Origin of the sequence: Mycobacterium sp. IS-1556, assembly GCF_001499985.1 — a bacterium.
Classification (GTDB): domain Bacteria; phylum Actinomycetota; class Actinomycetes; order Mycobacteriales; family Mycobacteriaceae; genus Mycobacterium.
Map to the genome: position 1 here is coordinate 24,934 of NZ_LQIM01000034.1, position 15,289 is coordinate 40,222.

A 15,289-nucleotide genomic window follows, 5' to 3' on the forward strand; every position below is an offset into this window, starting at 1 on the left:
CACGAGTTTTTCGCGTGCCATCTTCCTGACGGCAACCTTCGCGACACGCTTCGCTGAGAGTATTCGGGCGTGCGCGTTGCAATCGTCGCAGAGTCGTTCCTCCCGAATGTCAACGGCGTCACCAACTCGGTGCTTCGCGTGATCGAGCATCTCCGCCGCACCGGACACGAAGCCCTCGTCATCGCTCCCGACACCCCCCGCGGTGAACCGCCCGCCGACCGCGTGCACGACGGCGTCCGCGTACATCGGGTGCCGGCGCGGATGTTCCCCAAGATCACATCGTTGCCCCTCGGCGTGCCGCGGCCCCGGATGCTCGGCGTGCTAAGGGGATTCGACCCCGACGTGGTGCATCTGGCGTCGCCGGCGTTGCTCGGCTACGGCGGTTTGCACGCCGCGCGCCGCCTCGGTGTCCCGACCGTCGCCGTATTCCAGACCGACGTCGCGGGTTTCGCCGAGAGCTATGGCGTCGGCTTCACCGCGCGCGCCGCATGGGCATGGACACGCCATCTGCACAGCCGCGCCGACCGCACCCTGGCGCCGTCGACGGCCGCGATGGAAAACCTGATGGCCCACCGTGTTCCGCGGGTCCATAAGTGGGCTCGCGGTGTCGACATCACCGGCTTCGCGCCCTCGGCCCGCGATGACGGCCTACGGCGGCAATGGTCGCCCGACGGCAAGCCGGTCGTCGGCTTTGTCGGCAGGCTGGCTCCGGAGAAGCATGTCGAGCGGCTGGCGGGTCTGGCGACGCGCGACGACCTGCAACTGGTGATCGTCGGCGACGGCGTTGACCGGGCCAAGCTCCAAAACCTCATGCCGGCAGCCGTTTTCACCGGTGCGCTGTACGGCCGGGAACTGGCGAGCGCGTATGCCAGCATGGACGTGTTCGTGCATCCGGGAGAACACGAGACCTTCTGTCAGGCCGTGCAGGAGGCGATGGCGTCGGGCCTGCCGGTGATCGCGCCGGATGCCGGCGGCCCCCGCGACCTCGTCGCCCCCTACCGCACCGGCCTGCTGCTGGCAGTCGACGAGTTCGAGGCGCGGCTGCCGCAGTCCGTCGATCATCTGATCTCTGAGCGGCAACGGTATTCGACGGCCGCGCGCCGCAGCGTGCTCAACCGGACGTGGCCGACGATCTGCGACGAACTCCTCGGCCACTACGAGGACGTGATCGGCCGGCGCCGCCGGCACGTCGCCGCCTGACCCCCTTCCGCGAGCGACCGTGTCTGTCCACCGACACGCCGCACATTGGCGTGCAAACGCGGTCGCTCGCGGAGAGGGAACAGCCACGGCTACGGTAAACGGCATGAGCCGCGCAACCTTGGCGAAGGACCCACACGATGTGGCGTCGATGTTCGACGCGGTGGCCCGGCGCTACGACCTGACCAATACCGTGATGTCGCTGGGCCAGGACCGGTTCTGGCGGCGGGCGACGCGCGAGGCGCTGCGCATCGGGCCGGGGGACAAGGTGCTCGACCTCGCGGCAGGGACCGCGGTGTCGACGGTCGAATTGGCCGCCTCAGGCGCGTGGTGCGTGGCGGCGGACTTCTCCGTCGGCATGCTGTCCGCAGGGAGCGCCCGCGACGTGCCGAAGGTGGCAGGCGACGCGACGCGACTGCCGTTCGCGGACGGCGTTTTCGACGCGGTGACGATCAGTTTCGGGCTGCGCAACGTCGTCGACCACACCGCGGGTCTTCGCGAGATGGCGCGTGTCACCCGCCCCGGCGGCCGGCTGGTGGTGTGCGAGTTCTCCACGCCGACGAACCGCGTGTTCGCGACGGCGTACAAGGAGTACCTCATGCAGGCGCTGCCGCGGATCGCCCGGGCGGTGTCGTCGAATCCGGAGGCCTACGTCTACCTCGCCGAGTCGATTCGTGCCTGGCCCGACCAGGCGCAGCTGGCGCGTCAGATCTCCGGTGCCGGCTGGTCGGGGGTGCGCTGGCGCAACCTGACCGGCGGCATCGTCGCGTTGCACGCGGCCACCAAGCCGCTGAACTGACGACTCAACCGACAACTTCGTCCCGCTGAAACCGGTGTCACCCGGCGTGTCGTACAACGCAGTCGTGAGAATCGCCGTTAACTTATTGCTTCGACGGGGTCCGCGAACAAGGCGGTGGCGGGATGTCGGGTGGCGGCGAATCGCGACGGTTGTCGCGCCGGACGTTCGTGATGGGCACGGCCACCGCGGCGGCTCTGATGGCGATACCGCCGACCGCCCGCGCGGCGCCCGGCAAGTCGGTCGCGGTCTTCGGCGCCGGGATCGCGGGACTGACTGCCGCACACGAACTCGTCGAGCGCGGCTACAGCGTCACGGTGTATGAGCGCAAGGCGCTCGGCGGTAAGGCCAGGTCCATTCCGGTGCCGAACTCCGGCTCGACACCGCTGCCCGCCGAGCACGGTTTCCGGTTCTTCCCCGGCTTCTATCGCAACGTCACCGACACGATGCGTCGGGTTCCGTTTCCTGGCAACGCCAATGGCGCCTGGGACAACCTGACCCGGGCGACGTCGTATCTGCATTCCGGGCTCGGGCGTCACGATCTGACGATCCCGCTGCCGTTCCCATTGCCCATGATCCCGAATCCGATCACGCCGAAGGCGTTCATCGACTCGGTGGCCACCGTCTTCGAAACGCTGTTCCGGTTGCCGCCATGGGAAGCCATCTACGCCGCACAGAAACTCGCCGTCTACGTCACCAGCAGCACCGAACGCAAACTCGGCCAGTGGGAGCACATGACGTGGGAGGACTACATCGGCGCGAACAAGAAGTCCGCCGAATACAACCGCTATCTCGCCGACGGCATCATTCGCAACCTCGCGGCATCGAAATCCAAAGACGCCAGCGCACATTCGATCGGTTTGGTCGGTGAGGCATCGGTCTGGTCGATCCTGTTGTTCGGAAACGACTCCGACAACAAGGGATTCGACCGGGTGCTCAACGGCCCGACGAGCTCGCAGTGGCTCGACCCCTGGGTGGAGTACCTACGCGAGCAGGGCGTGACGTTCCGCATCGGCCAGGCACTCGCGCGGCTCACCGCCGACGGCAAGCACATTCAGGCGGCGACCGTGGTCAGCGACAGCGGGGTACCGCAACAGGTCACCGCCGACTGGTACGTCTCGGCAATCCCATGCGAGAAACTGGCCGCGGTGCTGACGCCGGACCTACTCGAGGCCGACCCGCAACTGGCCAACATCGCGCTGCTGCGCACCGAGTGGATGAACGGGCTGATGTTCTACCTCAAGGAGCGCGTCGACGTGACGAAGGGACACGTCAACTACGTCGACTCCGGCTGGGCGATCACGTCGATCAGCGAAGAGCAGTTCTGGAAGAAGAGCCTGACGACGTACGGCGACGGCACGGTCAAAGAGTGTCTCTCGGCGATCATTTCGGACTGGAGCACACCGGGCAACTTCAACCGCAGAAGCGCCCGCGACTGCACCCCACAAGAGATCGCCAAGGAGGCCTGGGCACAGATCAAGGCCCATCTCAACGACACCGACAAGGTCGTCGACGACGACATGGTGCACTCCTGGTTCCTCGACCCCGCGATCATCGACTCGGGTACGCCCGATGTGCGCAACGACGAACCGCTGTTCATCCAGGACCCCGGGTCATGGAACCGTCGTCCTACCGCGGTCACCGGCATCGACAATCTCTTTCTCGCCGGCGAGTGGATCAAGACCGACCAGAACGTCACCACCATGGAAGGTGCCAACGAGGGCGGCCGCTATGCCGCCAACGGCGTGCTGCAGGCCTCGGGTTACAACGGCGACATGGTGAAGATCGTCGAGTTGTTCCAGGCGCCGTGGTGGGTGCCGTTCAAGAACGCCGATCGCGCCCGCTACCGCGCTGGCCTGCCGCATTTTCTCGACATCGTCGACACGCGCTGGCCCAGCCGATGAGGAACCTACCTGCTAGCCGAAGTCGGCGGGCTGTTGCGGATTGCCTGGGTCGCTCTTGACGATCGGCAGTGTCGGATCGAACCGCGAATTCGCGGACGCACCGCGTGGTGCCTCGCGCCACGGCGTACACACACCGACAAAAGGCACGTCCGCACACGGCCCCTGCGGCGTGGCAGGTGCGGTGGCCGCGAAGCCCAAAGCCGCTGCCGCGACGGCGATCGCGGAAAGTATGTATCGAACTGTCAGACCGAGCATCGAGGTTCCTTCCGCCGATGCCTAGTTTGAACGCCTCTGTGTGCCAGGGTAATCCCGAGACTTGTCGGTGAACAGCTCCGCTAGCTTGACTTACATTTAGTCGAGCTCTACAACTTTCGCCCGACGCGGCTGTGCCAGATGCGTTCCGTCTGCGGGCCGACGTCCGGACTGTGGGTCTGCTGGAAGTTGCGTCCGCCTCGGCCGAACGTCGCGAGAACGGCTGCGGGAACGCCGGATTCGCCTACCGGTTCGACAAGCCAGCGGCACGGCCGCACGTGTACGAGGTCCACGGCGACGGCATCCGCGTGGTCGTCGCGACGATACGGGCCGTCGATGCGGCCCAGCCAGAACAGCCCGTCCGCGTCGCGGGTCCAGACGAACGACCCGTCGTGGATGTCCGCGACCCGGGCGATTCGACGAGCCAACCGGTCACCGAACCCCGCGTCGCCGAATCCGACGAGACCCATTGCGAGGGCGCGGTCGATCGCCCCCTGCGGATCGATGTCGTCGCGGCGGGTCCGCATCGGAGCCCGGTACACCTGAGCCACCCGGGATATTCTGCCCCGCGATGGAGACGTTCAAGCGTTACCTGATGTTTCAGGCGATGATGTTCGTCTTCGGCGTCGTCGGGCCGATCTTCTTGATCATGTACTTCGCATCGCAGCCGGACCCCACGGTGAGGTGGGCGTACTGGTTCGGTCTGTTCATCACCGCCGCCGACGTGCTCATCGCTTTGGGTCTCACGGCCTCCACCACTTCTCGCAAGGAACCTGACAACTAACTGAACGGCGCGCGGTCGTCGATGCGCCGCGACAGCAGACCGGCGCCGCGCCACACCCGGGCGGTCCAGTCCTCGTCCTCGTCGGTGACGAAATTGCCCATCACCCGGACCGCGATGGTCATCAGCGCCGCTGACCGCATGGCGAGAGGTCCCGTCGACGGCAGGAACCGCGGAAACGTCAGCAACAGGGCCAACCTGCGCGCCACGGAGAACCCCCGTGCGTAGTGGGCCGAGAGCACCGCCGGCCACGCCGCGGTCAGATCGCCGGTGCCCAGCAGTTCGGCCGCCAGCCGGCCGGTCTCGAGCCCGTAGTCGATGCCCTCGCCGTTCAACGGGTTGACGCATGCGGCGGCGTCGCCGATCAGCATCCAGTTCGGCCCGGCGACGCCCGACACCGCTCCGCCCATCGGCAGCAGCGCCGAGAGCCCGGCGCGCGGTTCCCCGTCGAAGCCCCACTCTTCGCGGCGCAGCTTCGTGTAGTACGACATCAGCGGCCGCAGCGCCGCGTCGGCCGGGCGCTTCGCGGTGGCGAGCGCCCCGACGCCGATGTTCACCTCGCCGTTGCCGAGCGGGAAGATCCAGCCGTACCCGGGCAGCACCTTGCCCTCCGGCGAGCGCAGTTCCAGGTGCGACGTGATCCACGGCTCGCTTGCCCGCGGCGTGGCGATGTACCCGCGGACCGCCACGCCGTAGACCGTCTCCTGATGCCACTCGCGGCCCAACACGCGCCCCAGCGTCGAACGTGCGCCGTCGGCGACGATCAGCTCGCCGCAGCCGATCTCGGCGCCCGAGTCGAGCACCACCGCCTCCGCGCGGCCAGACGAATCATGGCGCACATCAACGGCTTTCACGCCGAGCATCATTTTCGCACCGTCGTCGGAGGCCACCATGCGGATCCGGTCGTCGAGTTCGGTCCGCGGCACGGCGCTCGACGTCGCCGGGAACGACGGACCCGGCCACTCGACTTCGACGTCGGCGCCGAACCCCGACATCCGCAAGCCCCGGTGCTGTACCCGCCCGGCCAGCCACGAACCCAGGCCCAGCCGCTGCATCTCCAGCACCGCGCGCGGGGTGAGCCCGTCGCCGCAGGCCTTGTCGCGCGGAAACTGCGCGGAGTCGATGACGAGCACATCGCGGCCGGCCCGACACGCCCATGCCGCGGCAGCAGAACCGGCGGGGCCGGCCCCCACGACAACCACGTCCGCTCGCGTATCCATAGTTCCCAGTATGTTGGCAGGGTGAGGACACCAGCGACCGTGGTGGCGGGGGTCGACTTCGGGGATCCCGCCTTTGCGCAGGATGTCCGGGACGGCGTGGCCCGCATCGAGGACCTGATGGCCACTGAGCTGGGCAAAGCCGACGAGCTGATGGCCGACGCGGTCCAGCACCTGTTCCAGGCGGGTGGCAAGCGGTTCCGTCCGCTGTTCACCGTGCTGTCGGCCCAGCTGGGCCCCGAGCCCGACGCGTGGCAGGTCACCGTCGCCGGCGCGGTCATCGAGCTGGTACATCTGGCGACGCTGTACCACGACGACGTGATGGACGAGGCCGAGGTCCGCCGCGGCGCCGACAGCGCCAACGCCCGCTGGGGCAACAACATCGCGATCCTGGCGGGCGACTATCTGTTCGCCACGGCGTCACGCCTCGTCAGCCGGCTCGGGCCCGAGGCGGTGCGCATCATCGCCGACACCTTCGCCCAGTTGGTGACCGGCCAGATGCGCGAGACCCGCGGCGCCGCTGAGCACGTCGACTCCGTCGAGCACTACCTCAAGGTCGTCTACGAGAAGACCGCATGCCTGATCGCGGCGTCCGGCCGGTTCGGTGCGACGTTCTCCGGCGCCGACGAGGAGCAGATCGAACGGTTGAGCCGCCTCGGCGGCATCGTCGGCACCGCATTCCAGATCTCCGACGACATCATCGACATCGACAGCGATCCGGACGAATCCGGCAAGGTGCCCGGCACAGATCTGCGCGAGGGCGTGCACACCCTGCCGGTGCTCTACGCGTTGCGCGAGGCGGGCCCCGACGGCGACCGGTTGCGAGAGCTGCTGGCCGGGCCGGTGCAGGACGACGACGACGTCGCCGAGGCGCTGCAGCTGCTGCGCCGCTCGCCCGGGATGGTGAAGGCCAAGCGAACCGTCGCGCAGTATGCCGTGCAGGCCCGCGAGGAGCTCGCCAACCTGCCCGAGAGTCCGGGCCGGCACGCCCTTGCGCTGCTGGTCGACTACACCGTGAACCGGCACGGCTGACGGGGCGGAACTCGCGCAGCCCGGCTGAGCGTTGGATCAGCGGACACGTTCGTAGGAGGGCGCCCTGATGACCTGGCATCCGCACGGCAACACGGCCAAGACGTTCGCACTGTTGGTGCTGTTCTCTGGCCTGATCGTCGGCGTCGGTGCGATGTTCGGCCGCAACATCATGTTCCTGGCCGTGCTGTTCGCCGTCGGCATGAACGTGTACGTCTACTTCAACAGTGACAAGCTGGCGCTGCGGGCGATGCACGCCCAGCCGGTCAACGAGATGCAGGCGCCGGTGATGTACCGCATCGTGCGCGAATTGGCCACCACTGCCCGACAGCCGATGCCGCGGCTCTACATCAGCGACACCGCCGCGCCGAACGCGTTTGCGACGGGCCGCAACCCGCGCAACGCCGCAGTGTGCTGTACGACGGGGATCCTGCAGCTGCTCAACGAGCGCGAGCTGCGCGCCGTGCTCGGCCACGAGCTGAGCCATGTGTACAACCGCGACATCCTGATTTCCTGCGTGGCGGGCGCGATGGCGTCGGTGATCACCGCGCTGGCCAACCTGGCGTTCTTCGCCAGCATGTTCGGCGGGAACCGCGAGGGCGGCACGAATCCCTTTGCAATCCTTCTGGTTTCGCTGTTGGGACCGATCGCGGCGACGGTGATCCGGCTGGCCGTGTCGCGGTCGCGCGAGTACCAGGCCGATCAGTCGGGCGCGGAGTTGACGGGCGATCCGTTGGCGTTGGCCAGCGCGCTGCGCAAGATCAGCGTCGGCGTCGAGCAGGCGCCGCTGCCGCCGGACCCCAAGCTGGCCGATCAGGCGCACCTGATGATCGCCAACCCGTTCCGCGCGGGCGAGCGCATCGGCAAGTTGTTCTCCACGCACCCGCCGATCACCGACCGGATCGCGCGACTGGAGGCGATGGCGGGCCCTGGACATCGGGAAGGCCCGGGCTACTACTGACACACGACTTCGGTGTCGCCAGTTGCGCTCAGCGCACCTTTGGGCACCGAAATCGCACGAGCGGAGTAGAACGGAAAGCGGACCGGTCAAGGACGCGCTGCGTCGAACGCACGGAAAGGGTGGTGGGCCGCGATGCCAGGGTGCCGGCTGGGCCGGCTGGAAGAACGAGTCACCCGCATCTGCGCGCGTGGCCGCGACCCGATCGAGCTGCTCGCGGCGGTTGCCGCGGAGGTGCGAAAAGACATCGCCTATGAGGCAGCGGGATGGCTGCTCACCGACCCCGACACGCTGCTCCTCACCGGCGTGCACGCCGAAAACGTTTCGCGCGCACAACATCTCGCATTGATCGAATGTGAGCTCACGACAGACGACGTCAACAAGTTCGTCGACCTGGCCCGTCGCGAGGTTCCGGCGGCATCTCTGAGCGCAGCCACCGGCGGAGACCTCAGCCGCAGCGCCCGCTGGTCGAAGGTGTACCGGCCCAACGGATACGGCGACGAGATGCGGGGCGTGTTCAGCTCCGGTGCGGCGACGTGGGGGCATTTCTGCCTGACGCGCCGCGCCGCCGATCCCTTCTTCACCGACGACGAGGTCGCGGCCATGGCCAGGCTCTGCCCGCACGTGGGCAACGCGATTCGCGCCTGCTTACAGCTGGCAGGCCAGCCCGGCCCGACCAGCCCAGGGCCGGCTGCGTTGCTGATACTCGCCGATGACGGCACCGTCGAGTCGATGACTCCTCAGGTCACCGAGTGGCTCGGCCCCGTCGACGACGAGCGGCTCGAGACCGCGATCGTGCTGCACGAGGTGGCACACCAAGCCCGTGCCCTCGCCGAGCACGGTGTCGGCGAGCCCGCGATGGCGCGCACCCGCAGCCGCAGCGGCGACTGGCTGGTGGTGCGGGGCATCCGTCTCGATCGTGGCGGATCCGAAACAGGCCGTACTGCAGTGGTTTTGGAGCAGGCCCGTCGTTCAGACATCGCGCCCGTACTTGTTCACCTACACCAACTGACCCGTCGCGAAAAGGAGATCACGCAGCTGTTGCTGACCGGCATGTCCACCAGGGACATCGCCGCTCGGCTGTGGATCACCTCCGAGACGTTGCGGGGCCACATCAAGGCGATCTTCACCAAGCTCGGCGTGAACAGTCGCCCGGAGCTCGCCGCGCTACTGTCGCAGGACCTCGTCGTCCGGCATTAGCGGCTTCGAAGCCGACAACTGCCCGGCGATGTCGTCGGCCACCCGGCGGGCCAGCCCGCCGACGAACTTCGTCAGGCCGGGCCGGTACACGTAACCGACGAAGCGCAAACCCGGCAAGACCTCCCCGCCGCGGCCCTCGCGCGGCATGCCGCGCTGGTCGAGGACGTCGAGATGGCCGACCATGGCGTCCAGCCCGGTCCGGTATCCGGTCGCCGCGATGATGCTGTCCACCTGCACCTCGGTACCGTCGACGAGCACCGCCCCACGGTGTTCCAGCCGGTCGACGGCCGGCACCACACGCAGCGAGCGGTCCCGGATCGCGTCGATCACTTCTCGGTCGACGATCGCCGTGCCGGCGCCGCGGCGCTTGAGCCCGGCGATCGGCCCCTCCCGAGGCGCGGCGAGGCCGAAGCCGCTCAGATCGCCGATCACCCGGCGTTGCATGGCTTGCAGCATTTTGTCGACGAGCCCGGTGGGCAGCCGCAGAAACAGCGGCAGCGGCAGGTCGGCGGGCAAGCCACCGACCTCGCGCAGGAGGATGTTCGGCGGGGTGCGGACGGCCAGCGTCACCTCCGGACAACCGGAGCGGCTCAGCTCGTAGGCGATCTCGAGCCCGGTAGAGCCGGCGCCGGCGACCAGCACACGTTGCCCCGCGAACGCGCTGGCGTTGCGATACTGCGCGGCATGCACCACACGACCGGTGAAGTCATGGCCTTCTGCCCAGTCCGGAAGTAAGGGCCGGTTGAAGATGCCGGTCGCGACCACGACCTGGCGGACCCGCTGAGCGCCTCGGTTGGTGGCGACGTCCCAGCCACCGCCGGGAGCCGGGTCGAGCCGGCGCACGTCGATGCCCAACTGGACCCGAACCTGCCGTCGCGCGGCATACGTCTGCAGGTAGTCGACGTACTGGTCGCGGGTCGGAAATTGCCCGAAATGACGGGGGAAAGACGCGCCGGGCAGGGCCGAATTGCGGCGGCAGGTGTTGAACCGCAGGGCGTCGTACCGATGTGCCCAGGCGGCGCCGATCTGCGTGCCGCGTTCGACGACGGTCGCGTCCACCCCGCGCGCACGCAGTTCGCCGGCGCACGACAACCCGGCCGGACCGCTGCCGACGACCAGCACGCTGTTGTCGGTTGCCATGACCCCTCCCTGAGTGAGCCCTCGCCCGCAGTCCAGCGTCGGCCCAAGTCACGGCTGCCACAACCCCGCAGATGGGGGGTTTTCGCTCGTATGCCATCGAGGTGGGTAACGATGCGGTGTTCGGCGCCGATGTGTTCCGTATGCTGCGAGTCCCGGCCGCACCCCTTAGGGTGTGGACCGTGCTGAACAGGGTGTTGATCGGTGTCGTGGGGTCCGCGACGGCCCTGATCGGTGTGCCGGGTATCGCGGCGGCGCAGCCGCCGGAACCGGCGCCGGCCCCGCCACCGCCGAACGTCAACTCGCTGGCGCCGGTGAAGCTGTCCGAGTACGCGGTGATGGACGGCCACTGGTACGCGTTTCGGACGCCCGACGGGTTGACGTGCGTGCTGCAACGCAACGGCGGCTATGGCTGCAGCGGCGCGATTCCGGCCGCACCGAACGGCGCGAACTTCGTCAGCGGCGGCCCGGGCGTGCCGCAGTTCTCCGCGACGACGGCCGACGTGTTCGCGAGTGTCGGTGAGGTCAAGCCACTTCCAGCCGGCTCGCGGATCAGCTATCAGACCGTCAGCTGCGGCAGCGAAGGCGGCGTGACGACGTGTTCGGACAGCCGCAATCAGTCCGGTTTCGTGCTCACGCCTGCGGGCAGCCACATCATCAACGGCGGCAAGGACCCGCTGCTGGATCGGCCCGAGGGCACGAACCCATTCTTCAACTAGGGCGCTAGAAGCCGGCGCCGTGCACCTCGTGGCCGGGTTTCTCGACCATCAGGCCGCGGTAGGCGTCCTCGACGCTGGCGCCGTGATTGACCACCGCGTCGACCTCGCGCGCGATGGGCATCGAAATCCCGTACTGGTCAGCGAATTCCATAATCACGCTGGCGGCCTTGACGCCCTCGGCCACCTGGTTCATCGACGCGATGATCTCGTCAATGGGTTTGCCGGCCCCCAACTGCTCGCCGACGTGGCGGTTGCGGCTGCGCTGGCTGGTGCACGTGACGATCAGATCGCCCATCCCCGCCAGGCCGGCGAACGTGTCGCGATGGCCACCCGTCGCCTCGCCGAGCTTGGACATTTCGCGGACCGCGCGGGCCATCACCATCGCCCGCGTGTTCTCCCCGATGCCGAGCGAATAGCCCATGCCGACCGCGATGGCGTAGACGTTCTTCAACGCCCCGGCCATCTCGACGCCGACCACGTCGTCGGTGGTGTAGGTGCGAAACCGCTTGGTGCGGAACAGGTTCGCCAGATTCGCGGCTAGTTGCGGGTCGGGCATGGCGAGCACCGCGGCGGCGGCGTACCCCTCGGCCACCTCGCGCGCGATGTTCGGCCCGGCCAGGATCCCGGCCGGATGTCCGGGCAGCACCTCGGCGACGATCTGGCTCATCCGGTAGTTGGTGCCTTGCTCCAGACCCTTCACCAGCGACACCACCGGCACCCACGGCCGCAACTCCTTGGCCAGTTCGGTGAGCACGCCGCGGAAGCCGTGCGACGGCACGCCCATGACGATGACGTCGGCGGCCGTCGCCGCCTCGGTGAAGTCGGTCGTCGCCTTCAGGCTCTGCGGAAGCTCGACCTCGTTGCCGAGATACTTCGTGTTGCGGTGGTTGTCGTTGATGTCCTCGGCGGTCTCCGCGGAACGCACCCACTGCAGCGTCGGCCCGCGGCGCGCACAGATGGACGCCACGGTGGTGCCCCAGGAGCCTCCACCGAGGACGACGACTTTGGGATCACGTTTCGCAGGTGCCATGCCGATCAGGGTATGACCGTCGTCCGGCGGCGAGGGCGTATTTGCGAACGCGGCGGCGTCTAGCGGTAGTTGACGAACTGCAGCGCGACGTCGAGGTCCGCGCCCTTGAGCAGCCCGATGACGGCCTGCAGATCGTCGCGCTTCTTCGAGCTGACGCGAATCTCGTCGCCCTGGATCTGCGCCTTGACGCCCTTGGGGCCGTCGTCGCGGATCAGCTTGGTGATCTTCTTGGCCTGCTCACTGGTGATGCCCTGCTTGATTTGGCCGCTCACCTTGTAGGTCTTGCCCGACGCCTGCGGATCGCCGGCATCGAACGCCTTCATCGAGATGTCACGGCGGACGAGCTTTTCTTTGAACACGTCGACAGCCGCCTTGGCGCGCTCCTCGGTGGGGCTGGTGATGACGACCGTCTCCTCGCCCTGCCACTCGATGGACGTGTCGGTGCCGCGGAAGTCGTAGCGGGTGGCCAGCTCCTTGGCGGCCTGATTCAGCGCGTTGTCCACCTCCTGGCGGTCGACCTTGCTCACGACGTCGAACGATGAATCCGCCATTGGATCCGTTCCTCCTTGATTGGTCGGCTGATGCTCTGGTGCCGTTTTCGTCTTGGGCCCATCCTCGTTGTACCCTGCTAGTCGCACCAAGCCGGGTCACCCGGCGGTGCAGTACCCAGGCAGGTTGCCCGAGCGGCCAATGGGAGCGGACTGTAAATCCGTCGGCTTACGCCTACGCAGGTTCGAATCCTGCACCTGCCACTCTGTGATGTCTCACGACATCGGAATAGTCCGAACCCACGTTTTAGGGTTCGGGCTTTTTCTTTGGGCGGCCGGTGGGGACGTTTCGGGGTTGGTAGTCCCTGGTGGGGTCCGGGGAAAGCCCGCAGGAAGGATCGACGGCGTCGCGGCCGGTCTGGGTGGGTCGGGCGTTGCTCGCCACGGCGAGTCGAGAGTCGTCGGCTCGCCAAGGCGAGTCAGCAGTGGTCAGCGAGCAGGTTGAGGATCTCCACGGTGGCGTCGCCAAGATGCCAGCAGGTGACGTCCGCTCGCCAGCGTGACGCATCCTCGCGCTGTCAGGGCAGAGTCTGAGCGCGGCCGATGCACTCGCCGGGCGAACACGGAATTCCATCCAGCGTCGGCAGCTGGTTCGGTCCACGGAGGTCGACGTGCTCGGGCGGGACATCGACACTCGGCAGACAGTTGGTGGACCAGATACCGTGTGTCGGCGCGTTCGGGCAATCACTTTGTGCGGCAGGCTGCATGGTCGCGAGGCCCTGTTGCCCCGCCACGGCAGCGGGGGCACCGGCGAGCACACCGACGAACAAGACTGCGGGAACGACTCGACCCGGGTTCAATCGAAAAGCCATGATCCTTCCTCGATCGGGGTGAACTGTTCAGAGCGCCGGAGTCGGGCAACATATCGTCTCTATACGATTCAGCCTCTGGGGCGATTCCTGCTCAAGCCCAAACGCGCTGATCATTTGCGTACCCGCCCTGCATCGGTGTCATTCATTGGACGGCCGGAATTCTGCGATGCCGCCACCGAGCCCGGCATTCGGCGGCAGGCCACCATAGGGCCGAACGACGACGTCATGCGGTACTGCCGGGCAAAGCGCTGCTCGCAGTGACGTAGCCAGTAGCCCCGTTGCGCTCATGCACGCAGCCATTCCCATGCATCGTCGAGTTGATCGCGACGGAAGGTTCGCAGGTCGCCCTTCATCAGCAACGTCGCAGGAATTTTCACGCACCATGCCTCCCATCTCGGCGCGCCCACTATCGCGATCTTGTCGAAGTCTTGGCGATGCTTGAGATCGAAAATCGTGTTGCCCCATGCCGCAGCGACGCTCCAGCCCTCAAAGGACTCGTCCATGAAGACCAGCACTCTCAGCGTGTCGAAGCGCGCCAGCAAGGACTCGATGCGCGGTGCGAGCACGTCACGGTAGTCGAGTCGGCTCAACTTTCCGCCAACCCTTATACCAACAACATCCCCCGTAGGCTGGGGCAGGAACTCGATCACGCTGCGCCTTTCCAGCCAGTCAGTGCCCACGTGGTGCACTCATGATCACCGCCACACCGGCCAGGCACACCAAGGCGCCGACGACATCTCACGATCGGGCCCAAATCCATCCAGGGCCATCCCCATGCCAGCGAGCCGGCGATGAACACGCCACCATAGGCGGCCAAGACACTGCCGAAATGTGCATCAGGCTCAAACGTGCCCACTGTTCGCAACATCCCCGCTCGCCTCGGCTTGATCATCGTCTGTGGTGAAAGGTAAAGGGCAACAGGGGCTCTCGACGCAAGCCAGAAGGTCATCGCACCCTGCAGCGAGTGCCGCGCGCAGCGTGTCGCGCACCGCGTTCAGCTCGGCCAGCTTTTGGTCGACCTCGGCCAACTTGATCCCAGCGCGGGCGTTCAACCCAATGTCCGAGCGGCCAGCGAGCCGGCTCGCGTCCAACAGGTCACCGACCTCTTCCAGGGTGAAGCCCAGACGCTGTGCGGCTTTGATCACCCTCGTCGTCGTCACCGTTTCGGGCGGATATAACCGGTGCCCGCCCAATTTCCGCTGCGGCTCATGAAGCAGGCCGCGCCGCTCGTAATAGCGCAGCGTCTCGACATTTACCCCAGCGGCCGCAGCAACTTGGCCACTGCGCAACCCCGCCTCGCTCACCGCAACTCACCGCTCCCGGTAACGGCGCATATCCGCACCTCCAGTGCATCCAACACCTCGGTCCGCGAGTCCGGAACTCCGATGTGCATCACCAGATCCGAACCAGTCCAGTCGAACTCGAAGCCGAAGAAGGAACAGCAGCCGAGCTCTCTGGCGGCCAGATCACGCGCTGTGGGCTCACATTCAGCGGCCAGTACTAGATCCAACCGAGTGCTACTCACCCGCGTCGATTGCAGCACCGATTCGCCGAACAATCGGTCGAACTCCGCGACCCGCAGCGGCCGCTCAAGCGTCGGTAACGAGCACGACTCAGGGACCCAGCCCGATGTCTCACCGATTGCCATACACCGACGATAAATCCGTACCCAGGTACGGAATGCAACCCTCAGCTCACACCAGGCAATT

The 15,289-nt window shown here is 67.0% G+C and carries 17 protein-coding genes, 1 tRNA gene and 1 pseudogene; 9 read left to right on the plus strand and 10 right to left on the minus strand.

What is annotated here, in order from left to right; translation table 11 throughout:
* Positions 1-69 precede the first annotated feature (69 nt).
* From AU187_RS16565 to AU187_RS16575, 3 genes are all read left to right on the plus strand, one after another.
* A complete protein-coding gene (locus tag AU187_RS16565; protein WP_059101182.1) occupies positions 70-1,200 on the plus strand; it encodes a glycosyltransferase family 4 protein in 1,131 nt (376 codons plus the stop codon).
* Positions 1,201-1,303: 103 nt separating this feature from the next.
* Positions 1,304-1,996, plus strand: coding sequence for a demethylmenaquinone methyltransferase (locus tag AU187_RS16570; RefSeq protein ID WP_059101183.1), 693 nt, complete (start codon positions 1,304-1,306; stop codon positions 1,994-1,996).
* A 122-nt stretch (positions 1,997-2,118) separates the two neighbouring features.
* Positions 2,119-3,897 (plus strand): hydroxysqualene dehydroxylase, encoded by a 1,779-nt coding sequence (locus tag AU187_RS16575; RefSeq protein ID WP_059101184.1) that lies wholly within the window; start codon positions 2,119-2,121, stop codon positions 3,895-3,897.
* A 12-nt stretch (positions 3,898-3,909) separates the two neighbouring features.
* On the opposite strand, the gene AU187_RS16580 is transcribed toward AU187_RS16575, so the two are convergent.
* The gene (locus tag AU187_RS16580; protein ID WP_059101185.1) at positions 3,910-4,152 is read right to left on the minus strand and encodes a hypothetical protein; all 243 of its coding nucleotides are present in this window, start codon (positions 4,150-4,152) and stop codon (positions 3,910-3,912) included.
* A gap of 107 nt (positions 4,153-4,259) precedes the next feature.
* Positions 4,260-4,700 (minus strand): GAF domain-containing protein, encoded by a 441-nt coding sequence (locus AU187_RS16585; RefSeq protein ID WP_156425450.1) that lies wholly within the window; start codon positions 4,698-4,700, stop codon positions 4,260-4,262.
* A 20-nt stretch (positions 4,701-4,720) separates the two neighbouring features.
* On the opposite strand from AU187_RS16585, the gene AU187_RS16590 reads away from it, so the two are divergent.
* Positions 4,721-4,933, plus strand: coding sequence for a hypothetical protein (locus AU187_RS16590; protein WP_059101186.1), 213 nt, complete (start codon positions 4,721-4,723; stop codon positions 4,931-4,933).
* Here the strand turns inward: AU187_RS16590 and menJ are convergent.
* A complete protein-coding gene (gene menJ / locus AU187_RS16595; RefSeq protein ID WP_059101187.1) occupies positions 4,930-6,150 on the minus strand; it encodes a menaquinone reductase MenJ in 1,221 nt (406 codons plus the stop codon). The genes AU187_RS16590 and menJ overlap by 4 nt on opposite strands.
* A 21-nt stretch (positions 6,151-6,171) precedes the next feature.
* On the opposite strand from menJ, the gene grcC1 reads away from it, so the two are divergent.
* The 3 genes from grcC1 (at position 6,172) to AU187_RS16610 (ending at position 9,334) form a co-directional block, all read left to right on the plus strand.
* Positions 6,172-7,179, plus strand: a complete 1,008-nt coding sequence (gene grcC1 / locus AU187_RS16600; protein WP_172800284.1) for a nonaprenyl/(2E,6E)-farnesyl/geranylgeranyl diphosphat synthase — start codon at positions 6,172-6,174, stop codon at positions 7,177-7,179.
* Between the two features lie 67 nt (positions 7,180-7,246).
* Positions 7,247-8,137 carry a zinc metalloprotease HtpX gene (gene htpX, locus AU187_RS16605; protein ID WP_059101189.1) on the plus strand — a complete coding sequence of 297 codons (891 nt, stop codon included), beginning with the start codon at positions 7,247-7,249 and terminating at the stop codon, positions 8,135-8,137.
* Between the two features lie 132 nt (positions 8,138-8,269).
* Positions 8,270-9,334, plus strand: a complete 1,065-nt coding sequence (locus AU187_RS16610; protein WP_059101190.1) for a helix-turn-helix transcriptional regulator — start codon at positions 8,270-8,272, stop codon at positions 9,332-9,334.
* Here the strand turns inward: AU187_RS16610 and AU187_RS16615 are convergent.
* Positions 9,302-10,474: a flavin-containing monooxygenase gene (locus AU187_RS16615; RefSeq protein WP_059101191.1), complete on the minus strand. Its 1,173-nt coding sequence runs from the start codon at positions 10,472-10,474 to the stop codon at positions 9,302-9,304. The two genes, AU187_RS16610 and AU187_RS16615, sit on opposite strands and share 33 nt — an antisense overlap.
* A gap of 140 nt (positions 10,475-10,614) precedes the next feature.
* On the opposite strand from AU187_RS16615, the gene AU187_RS16620 reads away from it, so the two are divergent.
* Positions 10,615-11,190 (plus strand): hypothetical protein, encoded by a 576-nt coding sequence (locus tag AU187_RS16620; RefSeq protein WP_059101484.1) that lies wholly within the window; start codon positions 10,615-10,617, stop codon positions 11,188-11,190.
* Positions 11,191-11,194: 4 nt separating this feature from the next.
* Here the strand turns inward: AU187_RS16620 and AU187_RS16625 are convergent, their stop codons facing one another.
* Positions 11,195-12,220 (minus strand): NAD(P)H-dependent glycerol-3-phosphate dehydrogenase, encoded by a 1,026-nt coding sequence (locus AU187_RS16625; protein WP_059101192.1) that lies wholly within the window; start codon positions 12,218-12,220, stop codon positions 11,195-11,197.
* A gap of 59 nt (positions 12,221-12,279) precedes the next feature.
* Positions 12,280-12,771, minus strand: a complete 492-nt coding sequence (locus tag AU187_RS16630) for a YajQ family cyclic di-GMP-binding protein (protein ID WP_059101193.1) — start codon at positions 12,769-12,771, stop codon at positions 12,280-12,282.
* A 118-nt stretch (positions 12,772-12,889) separates the two neighbouring features.
* On the opposite strand from AU187_RS16630, the gene AU187_RS16635 reads away from it, so the two are divergent.
* A tRNA-Tyr gene (locus tag AU187_RS16635) sits at positions 12,890-12,972 on the plus strand.
* A gap of 892 nt (positions 12,973-13,864) precedes the next feature.
* On the opposite strand, the gene AU187_RS16645 is transcribed toward AU187_RS16635, so the two are convergent.
* The 4 genes and pseudogenes from AU187_RS16645 to AU187_RS16655 form a co-directional block, all read right to left on the minus strand.
* Positions 13,865-14,260: a SpoIIAA family protein gene (locus tag AU187_RS16645; RefSeq protein WP_231740407.1), complete on the minus strand. Its 396-nt coding sequence runs from the start codon at positions 14,258-14,260 to the stop codon at positions 13,865-13,867.
* Positions 14,250-14,529: pseudogene (locus AU187_RS25995) on the minus strand (YnfA family protein). The gene AU187_RS16645 and the pseudogene AU187_RS25995 overlap by 11 nt, the downstream one beginning before the upstream one ends.
* Positions 14,423-14,884, minus strand: a complete 462-nt coding sequence (locus AU187_RS16650; RefSeq protein ID WP_059101204.1) for a MerR family transcriptional regulator — start codon at positions 14,882-14,884, stop codon at positions 14,423-14,425. Before AU187_RS16650 ends, AU187_RS25995 begins: the two are co-directional and overlap by 107 nt.
* Positions 14,881-15,228 carry a hypothetical protein gene (locus tag AU187_RS16655; RefSeq protein ID WP_059101205.1) on the minus strand — a complete coding sequence of 116 codons (348 nt, stop codon included), beginning with the start codon at positions 15,226-15,228 and terminating at the stop codon, positions 14,881-14,883. Before AU187_RS16655 ends, AU187_RS16650 begins: the two co-directional genes overlap by 4 nt.
* Positions 15,229-15,289 lie beyond the last annotated feature (61 nt).